This window comes from Bacteroides luti (genome assembly GCF_900128905.1).
Lineage (GTDB): Bacteria > Bacteroidota > Bacteroidia > Bacteroidales > Bacteroidaceae > Bacteroides > Bacteroides luti.
Window position 1 is genome coordinate 216,887 of the sequence record NZ_FQTV01000006.1, and the last position, 12,174, is coordinate 229,060.

7 protein-coding genes are annotated in these 12,174 nt (G+C 37.9%); all 7 read left to right on the plus strand.

Annotated features, from left to right (window positions below; genetic code table 11):
• Positions 1–44 precede the first annotated feature (44 nt).
• Positions 45–3,254, plus strand: a complete 3,210-nt coding sequence (locus BUC21_RS07725; protein WP_073400922.1) for a SusC/RagA family TonB-linked outer membrane protein — start codon at positions 45–47, stop codon at positions 3,252–3,254.
• A gap of 23 nt (positions 3,255–3,277) precedes the next feature.
• Positions 3,278–4,798 (plus strand): RagB/SusD family nutrient uptake outer membrane protein, encoded by a 1,521-nt coding sequence (locus BUC21_RS07730; RefSeq protein ID WP_073400923.1) that lies wholly within the window; start codon positions 3,278–3,280, stop codon positions 4,796–4,798.
• An 18-nt stretch (positions 4,799–4,816) separates the two neighbouring features.
• A complete protein-coding gene (locus BUC21_RS07735) occupies positions 4,817–6,268 on the plus strand; it encodes a PKD domain-containing protein (RefSeq protein WP_073400924.1) in 1,452 nt (483 codons plus the stop codon).
• A 65-nt stretch (positions 6,269–6,333) separates the two neighbouring features.
• Positions 6,334–7,413 (plus strand): family 16 glycosylhydrolase, encoded by a 1,080-nt coding sequence (locus BUC21_RS07740; protein ID WP_073400925.1) that lies wholly within the window; start codon positions 6,334–6,336, stop codon positions 7,411–7,413.
• Positions 7,414–7,424: 11 nt separating this feature from the next.
• Positions 7,425–9,671: a beta-glucosidase BglX gene (gene bglX / locus BUC21_RS07745; RefSeq protein ID WP_073400926.1), complete on the plus strand. Its 2,247-nt coding sequence runs from the start codon at positions 7,425–7,427 to the stop codon at positions 9,669–9,671.
• A 1-nt stretch (position 9,672) separates the two neighbouring features.
• The gene (locus BUC21_RS07750) at positions 9,673–10,914 is read left to right on the plus strand and encodes a glycoside hydrolase family 5 protein (RefSeq protein ID WP_073400927.1); all 1,242 of its coding nucleotides are present in this window, start codon (positions 9,673–9,675) and stop codon (positions 10,912–10,914) included.
• A gap of 28 nt (positions 10,915–10,942) precedes the next feature.
• Positions 10,943–12,174 (plus strand): glycoside hydrolase family 3 protein (locus BUC21_RS07755; protein WP_139261330.1); only part of this gene is annotated, 1,232 nt, incomplete at its 3' end.

Consider the following 12,174-nt stretch of genomic DNA (forward strand, 5'->3'; position numbering starts at 1 on the left):
CTATGTTTGCATCGTTCAAATAGTTAATCTTAATTATAATACTTATGAAAAAGTTATTATCATTTCTATTTTTATTTTGCTTTACCCTTACTGTATTTTCCCAGAATGTACAGATTAAAGGTGTAGTCCTGGCAGGTGAAGATAATTCGCCCTTGCTAGGGGTTAATGTGGCGGTAAAAGGTACCACTATTGGTGTAATAACAGATCTGGACGGACAGTTTACACTTTCGGTACCTCTTAAAAGTACTTTAATTATTTCGTATGTTGGTTATAAATCACAGCAAGTTGTGGTTTCTGATACCAAACCTTTACGGATTATTTTGACAGAAGATTCAAAAACACTGGATGAAGTAGTCGTTGTTGGATATGGTGTCCAGAAAAAAAGTGTGGTAACAGCTTCAATCAGTCGTGTAACCTCTGAAGAACTGAAGACAGCTAATCCTTCTCGTGTTGAAGATGTATTGAAAGGTAAGGTTTCTGGTGTACAAATTACTCAAATATCAGGTCAACCAGGTGCCGATTCTCATGTTCGTATTCGTGGTATTGGCACTATTAACAATAGTAATCCTCTTTATATTGTTGATGGTATGGCAGTTGAAGGTGGTATTAATTACCTTAACCCCGCTGATATTCAATCTGTGGAAATTTTGAAAGATGCTGCATCAGCAGCAATTTATGGTGCACGTGCTGCTAATGGTGTTGTATTGGTTACCACAAAGAATGGTAGTGTTGGCAAAGCAACAATAAACTATAATGTTAGTTATGGCTGGCAGAATCCATGGAAAAAGAAGTCAGTGCTTAATGCAAAGGAATATATGGTGATAATGAATGAGTCACAAATTAATGATGGCTATGCACCTTATTATACTCAGGACGAAATCAATGCCGCAGGAAAAGGAACTGATTGGCAAGAAGAAACATTCTATAAAAATGCACCGATACAGAATCATCAGGTAAATGTTAGTGGAGGTACTGAAAAGGCTTCATATTTCCTTTCATTAGGTTATTATGATCAGGCTGGTATTGTTGGAGGTAATTACGATAAATCTAACTACAACCGTTGGAGCGTACGTACTAATGGTACATATAATGTTTTTGAAGATAAAAGTCGTAGCTTCCTGAATAATGTAAAAGTTGGAATGAACGTAGGTTATTCAAGAAGCAAATCCACAGGTATTGAAACAAACTCTGAATATGGATCTATTCTTGGTAGTGCTCTAACGTTTGATCCAACAGTTCCCGTTTATGCAGATGAAACTACTGCTGCTGCAATCCTGGCACAATATCCAAATGCAGTAAAAGACAAGAATGGCAATGTCTTTTCTATTCCTCCTACAGGTTTCCAGGAAATTGCTAATCCTGTAGCTATGCTCAACCAACCAACTGCAGGAATTAATAATTCTGATAAGATCGTTGCAACATTCTGGGGCGAAATTGATATTATGAAGGGACTGAAGTTTAAGAGTAGTTATGGCGCCGATCTTGCTTTTTGGGGATATGATTCATATACATATCCGTATTTCCTCGCTGTTCAGGGAAAATCTTTAGATTATAGTACTGTTCAAAGTGAAATGAATCGTGGATATAGATGGCAGGTTGAAAATGTTTTATCTTACAAGAAAACATTTGCAGGAAAGCATAATCTTTCTTTAGTTCTTGGTCAGTCTGCACAGAAATATACTTATCGTAATTTAGGTGGTAACGACCGCGACTTACTTGAAACAGATCCTAGTAAAGCAAATATTAATTCTGCAATAGCAGATGCTAAGTTAGGAAGAGTATGGGGTGGAACAGGTGGTTATACAGCTTATACATTAGCTTCTTACTTTGGACGATTTGATTATAACTATGACGAAAAGTATATGGTTCAGGCAACTATTCGTCGTGATGGTTCTTCAAACTTTGGTGCCCGGAATAAGTGGGCAACTTTCCCTGCATTTTCTTTAGGATGGAATGTAAGTAATGAAGCTTTTATGGAGAATCGTCCGGAATGGTTTAATACATTGAAACTTCGTTTCAGCTGGGGTAAGAATGGTAATGAAAGAATTGGAAACTTTAAATATACTTCATTAATGAATGGTGGTCAGAACTATTATTTTGGAGGAAGTTACCAGGTTAGTCAAGATCCAACTACTGTTGGTGAAACATCAGGAACAATGCAGTATGGTAGCTCTCCAGCTGCAATCGCTAATCCTGATATCAAGTGGGAAGAATCAGAACAAACTGATTTTGGTTTTGATACACGTTTCTTTAACCAGGCTTTGACTTTCAGTTTTGACTATTTCAAAAAGAAAACCAATGGTATGTTGATGGAATTGCCAATTCCTTCTTATGTTGGTCAAAGTGCTCCAACTGGTAACGTTGGTGATATGGAAAATAGTGGATTTGAGTTTGAACTTGGATGGAAAAATAAAGTTGGTGATTTTAATTATTCAATATCGGCTAATGCTTCTTATCTTAAAAACAAGCTGATAAAATTAGGAAATGCTTCAGGAGAAGCAATCTACCAATCTAATTCAACCGCAGGTGTTGGTTCTTTCGTTAAAGGTAAAAATGGTGATGTATTCCCTTACTTTTATGGATTCCATACAGATGGAATAATTCAGAATCAGGCTGAAGCTGATGCTTACAATTCTCAGTATGGACAAGCTGCTCAACCAGGTGATGTTCGTTTCCGCGATATTGCAGGTGCTGTTGATGAAAAAGGAAATGTTATTGGTGATGGAAAAATTACAGATGATGATAGAACTAAAATAGGTAAGGGTATGCCCGACTGGACCTATGGTTTTACTCTTGCTGCCGATTGGAAAGGATTTGATATAAATCTATTCTTCCAGGGAACTATTGGTAATGACATTTTTGACTTTGCCCAACGTACTGATATTCCAAAGAATAATCGTCCATCCTGGATTCTTGGTCGCTGGATTGGTGAAGGTACTTCAAATAAAATACCTCGCGTAACAGCTGCTAACCCAAATGGAAACTGGCGTTCTTCAGATCTTTATATAAAAGATGGTTCGTACCTTCGTCTCAAAACAGCTCAGTTTGGTTATACTTTGCCTAGCCGGATTACAAAAAAGGCATCTATTCAAATGTTGAGACTATATGTATCTGCAGAGAATTTGTTAACCTTTACAGGATATGATGGCTTTGACCCTGAAGTTGCTGCGTCTAATTATACCAATATTGGTGTGGATCGTGGTATTTATCCACAAGCCAGAACAATTTCTTTAGGTGCTAATATTACATTTTAACCTTCGAAAAACTATATATAATTATGAAAAAGTATAAATTGTCATCATTATTACTCATCCTTGGAGTTTTTATTCTAACCTCTTGTGGTGATGACTTCTTAACTGTTTATCCAACAGAATCTCAACAAGCTGGTGGTGCAGCTACTGAAGGGGCTATAAAATCAAATCTGGCATCTTGTTACCAAATACTATTGTTTGATAGTTATGCAAATAACAATTATAACAGTATTCCATTAATGTCTGATTTACGCTCAGACGATATTTATAAAGGTGGTGGTGATGCAAGTGATCAACATCAATTGTATTTGCTCTCTTTGTTTACTTCTACTCCAGCAGAAGATCTTGATGGACTTTGGTCTATATTCTATAGCGGTCTTGCCCGTTGTAATAATGCTATTATTGCATGTGAAAATGCAGTAAGTGTACCTGAAGCCAACTTGAATCAATACAAAGCCGAAGCTCATTTCCTTCGTGCTTATTATATGCATTGGCTTTGGAAGTTCTGGGGAAACATTCCTTATTTTGAACAACCGCTAGAAGCTCCTTATATGGCAAAGCAATATTCAGCAAATGAAATTTACAATAAAATAATTGCTGATTTAGATTTTGCAATCGCTGATAATAAACTTCCGATGGCTGTTTCCGGTGCAAATCTGGGACGTGTTACAAAGGCTGCTGCAATGATGTTGAAAGCTCGTGTAGTAATGTATCAAAAGGATACATCACGTTATGGAGATGTAACTAAAGATATGGCAGAGATTATCAATAGTGGTAAATACGATTTGATGACAGATTTTGCATCAATGTGGTTAGATGAAAATGAATTCTGTAAAGAGTCTATTTTTGAAAGTAATCAGTTGCCGGAAGGTAAAACCTGGAGTAGTGGCTGGAGTGGTTATGGAACTAATCTACCAGCTTTTATATCTCCTAACAATTTATCTGCAGGTTCAAAAACTGGTGATTTTAAAGGTGGTTGGGGATTTGGTCCTGTTCGTCAGGCTGCATGGAACATGTATGAAGATGGCGATACTCGTCGCGAAGGTTCTATTAATAAATGGGAATCTGATAAATATTCTGCTCGTTTCCAAAATACAGGTCTATTCCAGGCAAAATATGCAGCTCGCGTAGGATATAATCCACAAGGTGATACTGACTTGAACTATTGTAATAACTTCCGCATTTTCCGTTATTCAGAAGCACTTCTAAACTATGCGGAAATGATTGTAATGAATGGCCAGGCTGCTGTGGGTGGAGTTACGGCTCAATCTTGTCTTGATAAGATAAGAAAACGTGCATTTGGGAAAGATAGTTCAATACCTGCTACAGCTGCAAATATTAAGTTAGAACGTCGTCGTGAATTCTTGGGCGAAGGACTTCGTTTCTGGGATATTGTTCGTTGGGGCGATACAAGCTTGCTGACAGAATCAACAGCGCTTAGTACACGTACATGGAATGATAACAAGAAATACCTGCCTATTCCTCAAGCTGAAATGGATAAAACTGCAGGAAGCGATTTTGCTTTGGTACAGAATCCCGGATATTAATTTTAATCATTTAGAGATATGAAAAATATAATTAAATATAGTTTATGGGCAATAGTGACAGTTTTTGCTCTTACTTCTTGCGATCCTCAGGAAAGCACCGATTATGCTTTGGGAGAAACTCCTACAGAAAATCAGCTGTCATTTACGGCAACTCCTTCTACTTCAAATTCTAATATAATAGACTTTGCAAATACTTCAGAAATCAACGGTGTTGCAGTCTGGAATTTAGGCAACGGAAGTAACGCGAAGGGAGAAGCTGCTTCTTCTAAATATCCTATGGCCGGAACTTATACAGTAACAATGACATTATATACAAGTGGTGGGTCGGCTACGATTTCTAAAGCAATTACAATTGCGAAAAATGATTTCTCATTATTAAATACTCCAATGTATAATGCGCTAACAGGTGGAGCAAGTAACCTTCAGGGAAAGACCTGGGTCTTTGACCAATATAATGATGGACACTTTGGTGTAGGGCCCGCCGGTGGTGATAGTCCTTCCTGGTGGAGTTGCCCTGCAGGTGGAAAAGATGGTTCAAGCCTTTATACTCAGGAATTTACTTTTACTCAGGTTGGCGTTAAGATGACCTGGAAAAACAATGGCTCGGTATATACTAATGCTAATGGTGCTGCCGGACTGAAAGCTTTAGGATATGGTAATGCTGTTTTAAATCCAACAGTAGGTGATTATGATGTAGTATACCAGCCAAAAGCAAGTTATACATTTAACTTGAACGAAGCTGATAAAACAATAACATTGAGTGATGGTGCTTTCTTTGGCCATTACGCCGGAACTTCTACTTATAAGATTATAACTCTCACAGATGATGTGATGTATATAAAATGTGTTAGTACTGTTGAGTCTGGCAATGGATGGTGGTATCGTTTGGTTCCTAAAGAAAAAAATGTAAAACCTGTAGTTCCATTAAAGGCAATAGCATTGAACGATAATTTCGAATCAGCTACAAATACGCTTGCTTTTGTACCTCAGGATATGGGAACACATACCTCTGCCAATTATTCAAATCCTTCACCAATGGGACTAAATACATCTTCTAAAGTATATTTGTACGAAAAGAGTAGTGCATTTTACTCAAATCTTTCATATACTGTATCAGGATATAAATTTGATCTGTCAAAGGTTAATAAAGTTCGAATGAAAGTATTTATTCCTTCTTATAATAATTATGATGATACTTTTGCTACAGCCGGAGATTGGGTGACGATAAATCAGTTGCAATCACAGGTTGCCGTTAAACTTCAGAATAATGGATTGGGAGGTAATGCATATACAACTCAGACAGAAATTGTGAAAGCAAATCTGGCAAAAGATAAATGGCTGAGCCTTGAGTTTGATTTTAGCACAGTGAAGGACAGAACTGATTACGATAAGATTGTAATCCAGTTTGGCGCTGAAGGACATGCTGCTCCTGGTATATTCTTCTTTGATGACTTTTCATTTAGTGAATAATAATCCGTTGTTTTAGTATGAATAGGGGCGAGCTTTATTGCTGCCCCTATTTAATTCTTCAATTTATGAATAAAAGAATAAAGTATTATTTGTTTTCCTTATTTTACGGTTTCTGCCTGTTAAATACTTTGGCTCAGGTTCCTAGCGGATACAATATTGTATGGGCCGATGAATTTAATGATCCTGCGGTTGATGGCAAACCAATCGTTAGGGCCAATAATGATTCGTGGTGGTACGAAACCGGAAATGGTGGTTGGGGAAATAATGAATTGCAATATTATGTTGCGGGTATAAATGGCAGCGATACATTAGCTGCTATTAGTAACGGAACTCTAAAAATAAAAGCTATTCAAAAAAATATTGGTACCTCACAATATGCATCTATTCGTATGAATACTGCACAAAGCTGGAAATATGGTTATTTTGAGATGCGAGCTAAAATGCCTTCAGGAAAAGGAACTTGGCCTGCTTTCTGGATGTTGCCCAAGAATTTTCAAAGCTGGCCTCTTGATGGAGAGATAGACATCATGGAATATGTGGGATATGATCCTAACAGAGTGCACGGCTCTATACATACCATGAGCTATAATCATAGTATTGGAACACAGCGCACTAGTAATAAAATAATTCAAAATGCAGAAACGGAATTTCATACCTACGCTTTGCTTTGGACTGAGGAAAAAATCCGCATTTATGTAGATGGCTATAACTATTTTACATTTAGTAATGATGGTACGAATAATAAAGACACCTGGCCGTTTAACGTTCCTTTCTATCTAAAACTTAATCTTGCCGTAGGTGGAAATTGGGGTGGATTGATGGGGGTTGACACTAATATATTTCCTGCAACTTACGAAATAGATTATGTGAGGGTATACCAAAACACAACAGCCATAAATGATACCAAAGAAGAAAAATTAATCGATTCAAATTTTAATAACGTCAGTAACCTGCTGCAGGTAAACTTTAAAGAAGAAGGTATTCATCGTTTATCGGTTACTGATATAAAAGGCAGAATAATAAAGAAAATAGAAACTACAGATCTTGTATCTGAAATTGATTGTTCAGGTTGGCCGAAAGGCTTCTATCTGGTTTCTGCAAACAGTGGGAAAAGCTTGTTTACCCAGAAATTTCTAAAATATTAAAGCATGACATTATGAAAAGAATATTAGTGTTTTCTATTTGCCTGTTTTTTATCTCTTCAGTAGGTTGTACTGATGCGAAAAATCTGAAAGGCGGGCAAATAGAAAAAAAGGTAGAAGATTTGTTATCAAAAATGACGCTTGAGGAAAAGATTGGGCAGATGAATCAAATCAGTTCATCCGGTAATCTTGAAGAAATGAGTAGGTTGATAAAGAAAGGAGAGGTTGGCTCAATATTAAATGAAATAGATCCTGTTCGTGTGAATGCATTGCAACGGTTGGCTGTGGAGGAATCGAGATTGGGCATTCCTTTACTGATAGCCCGCGATGTGATTCATGGTTTTAAGACTATTTTCCCTATTCCTCTAGGACAGGCAGCTTCTTTTAATCCACAGATTGTAGAAGATGGTGCACGGGTTGCGGCTAAAGAAGCTTCATCAGTGGGTATCCGATGGACATTTGCTCCAATGATTGATATTTCACGTGATGCACGATGGGGGAGAATAGCCGAAAGTTGTGGAGAAGATACTTATCTTACTTCTGTAATGGGTGCTGCCATGGTTAAAGGCTTTCAGGGAAATTCCTTAAATGATCCTACTTCCATTCTTGCTTGTGCAAAACATTTTGTAGGTTATGGAGCTGTTGAAGGTGGACGAGATTACAACTCGACACATCTTACTGAACGTCAACTCAGAAATGATTATTTACCTCCTTTTGAGGCTGCAACAAAGCAAGGTGCTGCTACATTTATGAGTTCATTTAATGATAATGATGGCGTTCCTTCTTCTGCAAATCCGTTTATACTGAAAACTGTTTTACGAAATGAATGGGGTTTTGATGGATTTGTTGTTTCTGACTGGGCTTCCATTAAGGAAATGGTAAATCACGGATTTTGTGCAAACGATAAAGAGTCTGCAATGAAAGCTGTAAATGCTGGCGTTGACATGGAGATGGTGAGCTATACATATATGAATCACCTGAAAGAACTGATTAAAGAGAATAAAGTGACAGAAAAAACAATTGACGACGCTGTTCGTAATATTCTCCGCATAAAATTTCGTATGGGATTGTTTGATAATCCTTATATTAATGGAAAAGCTCCTTCTGTAATGTATTCTCCAGAGAATTTGGCTGCAGCAAAAGCTGCCGCTACTCAGTCGGCTATATTACTGAAAAATGATAATACATTGCCAATTAATTCATCTGTAAAAACAATAGCTGTTGTAGGCCCTATGGCTGATGCTCCTTACGAACAGATGGGAACATGGGCTTTTGATGGAGAAAAGGCAAAAACGCAGACTCCACTTCAATCTTTGAAACAGTTGTATGGAGACAAAGTGCAGATTATTTATGAACCTGCTTTATCATATACTCGTGATAAAAATACAGAAAACATTTCAAAAGCGGTCAATGCAGCTAAAAAAGCCGATATAGTACTGGCCTTTGTTGGCGAAGAAGCAATACTTTCCGGCGAGGCCCATTGTTTGGCCGATCTTCACCTTCTAGGTGCTCAGAGTGATTTGATTAAAGCTTTGGCTGAAACAGGCAAACCGTTGGTTACTGTTGTAATGGCTGGAAGGCCTCTTACTATTGGAAAAGAAGTTGAAATGTCTAATTCTGTTCTTTATTCTTTTCACCCGGGAACAATGGGCGGACCGGCTATTGCTGATCTTCTTTTCGGTAAATCTGTTCCTAGTGGAAAAACTCCTGTAACTTTCCCTAAAGAAGTGGGACAAATACCGCTGTATTACAATCATAACAATACGGGTCGTCCTGCAACAAAAAAAGAAACATTACTTGATAATATTGAAGTTGGAGCCGGACAGACATCTTTGGGCTGTACATCTTTCTACATGGATGCAGGTTTCGATCCTTTATTTCCATTCGGATATGGTCTTTCATATACCACTTATAAGTATAATAATCTAAAACTTTCTGCAACGGAATTTACTCCTAAAGGTCAGATAGAGGTCACTTTCGATTTAAAGAATACCGGGAAATATGAAGGAACAGAAGTGGCTCAGCTATATGTTCGGGATAAAGTGGGTTCGGTAACTCGTCCGGTGAAGGAATTAAAGCGTTTTACCCGTGTTACACTTAAACCAGGAGAGACCAAGAATATCTCTTTTATGCTTCCTGTTGAAGAACTTGCTTTTTGGAATATAGATATGAAAAAGGTAGTTGAACCCGGTGATTTTACTCTTTGGGTGGGAACAAATAGTCAGGAAGGTATTTCTGCCGATTTTAAAGTAGTAGAATAAAATGAAAAATATAGTTTCTTTTTTCTTTTTGTTGTTTGTATTGGTTGGTTGTCAACCCAAAACAATGCATGATCTTTCTTCTAATTCTTTTATTAAAGTTGATGGACAGAATCTAAAGAAACCAAATGGAGATAAATTTCTTATTAAGGGAATAAATCTTGGTAATTGGTTGAATCCCGAAGGATATATGTTTTCCTTTAAAGAAGTTAGCTCTGCAAGGTTAATTGATCAGGCTCTTCGTGAAATGGTAGGGCCGGATGTTGTTAATCAATTTTGGAAAGATTTTAAAGACAATTATGTAACCCGAGAGGATATTAATTATATCAAGGAAACTGGGATAAATTCTATTCGTTTACCGTTCCATTATAAGTTGTTTACTGATGAAGATTATATGGGATTAAGTAAGAATCAGGATGGATTTGCAAGAATAGATTCCTTGATAAGTTGGTGTAGAGATGCCGGTTTATATATTATTCTTGATATGCATGATGCTCCGGGCGGACAAACGGGTGATAATATTGATGATAGTTATGGCTATCCATGGCTTTTCTCCAGCAAAGAAAGTCAGCAACTGTTTTGTGAAATATGGAAAAAGATAGCTGCCAGATATAAAAATGAACCGGTAATCTTAGGCTATGATTTGTTGAATGAACCGCTTGCTCCTTATTTTAATAATATGGACGAGTTAAATGCGCAACTAGAACCTCTCTATAAACTAGCAGTAAAGGCAATACGCGAAGTTGATAAAAATCATGTTGTGTTATTGGGTGGTGCACAGTGGAACGGAAACTTTAAAGTATTTAATGACTCAAAGTTTGATTCGAATATGATGTATACCTGTCACCGTTACTGGTGTGATACCCTTCAAACGAATCTGCAGGATTTAATTGACTTTCGCAATAAGGTAAATCTTCCGCTTTACATGGGAGAGACTGGAGAAAATACTGATGCTTGGGTTAATGCTTTTCGTAGTTTGATGGAAAAAAACAACATGGGATGGCATTTCTGGCCTTACAAAAAACTAAAAACCAGCAGTTGTATGGTGAAGATTAAAGAACCGGAAAACTGGGATATGATTATTAAATATACAGAACAACCTCGTGGAAACTTTAAACAGATAAGAGAAGCCCGGCCTGATCAGGAATTAGTAAAGAAAGCCTTAGCCCAATTTATTGAAAACTGCAGGTTCAAGTCTTGTACAAAGAATGAAGGATATATTAAAGCTTTGGGAATGAAACCATGATTATAAAATAGATTATATATCATTAGCCATGAATAAAATAAAGGAATTAGTTGTTTTAAGTCTCACTCTTTTATCAGTTCCGCTTTTTGCACAGCCTAAGGGGGCTGTTTATTTAGACGATAAAAAACCGATAGAAGAAAGAATTGAGGATGCTCTTTCACGCATGACACTGGAAGAGAAGGTAGCTATGTGTCATGCACAGTCAAAGTTTAGCTCGGCAGGTGTACCACGTTTAGGAATACCTGAGGTGTGGTGCAGTGATGGTCCGCACGGTATTCGTGCCGAAGTGTTCTGGGATGAGTGGAATACTGCAGGATGGACAAACGATTCCTGCATAGCTTTCCCGGCTCTTACTTGTCTGGCTGCTACCTGGAATCCCGAAATGTCTGCACTTTACGGCAAATCTATTGGTGAAGAAGCTCGTTACCGCAATAAAAATGTGTTATTGGGACCGGGAGTAAACATATATCGCACTCCTCTGAATGGAAGAAATTTTGAGTATATGGGAGAAGATCCCTATTTGTCATCCACCATGGTAGTGCCTTATATTCAGGAAGTTCAGAAGAATGGAGTGGCAGCTTGTGTAAAACACTTCGCATTAAACAATCAAGAAGTAGACCGAGACCATATCAACGTAAATGTCAGCGACCGTGCACTCTATGAAATCTACCTTCCTGCTTTCAAAGCTGCTGTTCAAAAAGGTGGAGCATGGGCTATAATGGGTTCATACAATAAGTACAAAGGAGAACATTGCTGTCACAATCAGTATTTACTCAATGACATTCTTCGCAAGGAATGGGGCTTTGATGGTGTGGTAGTTTCCGACTGGGGAGGTGTGCATGATACGAAACAGGCAATTTACAACGGATTGGATATGGAATTCGGAAGCTGGACCAACGGACTGACCTGGAGTGCCAGCAATGCATACGATAATTATTATCTTGCCATGCCGTTCTTGAAGTTGCTTCGTTCGGGCGAAGTCAAAGAAGAAGAGGTGGACAAGAAAGTGCGGAACATCCTTCGGATGATTTTCCGTACTACCATGAATAGAAACCGTCCATTCGGATCGTTTGGAACAGAGGAACATGCTTTGGCAGGACGAAAAATTGCTCAGGAAGGCATTGTTTTGCTGCAGAACAAAAAGAACGTTTTGCCGGTTGACCTTGCAAAGGTAAAGAGAATTGCCGTTATTGGTGAGAATGCCGTTAAGAGAATGACCATCGGCGGCGGAAGCTCTTCCCTGAAAGTTAAATATGAGCA

What these genes read in the sequence shown, in the direction of transcription:
- BUC21_RS07725 (WP_073400922.1), top strand. Translation starts at nt 45, where the DNA reads ATGAAAAAGTTATTATCATTTCTATTTTTATTTTGCTTTACCCTTACT.
- BUC21_RS07730 (WP_073400923.1), top strand. Translation starts at nt 3,278, where the DNA reads ATGAAAAAGTATAAATTGTCATCATTATTACTCATCCTTGGAGTTTTT.
- BUC21_RS07735 (WP_073400924.1), top strand. Translation starts at nt 4,817, where the DNA reads ATGAAAAATATAATTAAATATAGTTTATGGGCAATAGTGACAGTTTTT.
- BUC21_RS07740 (WP_073400925.1), top strand. Translation starts at nt 6,334, where the DNA reads ATGAATAAAAGAATAAAGTATTATTTGTTTTCCTTATTTTACGGTTTC.
- bglX (WP_073400926.1), top strand. Translation starts at nt 7,425, where the DNA reads ATGAAAAGAATATTAGTGTTTTCTATTTGCCTGTTTTTTATCTCTTCA.
- BUC21_RS07750 (WP_073400927.1), top strand. Translation starts at nt 9,673, where the DNA reads ATGAAAAATATAGTTTCTTTTTTCTTTTTGTTGTTTGTATTGGTTGGT.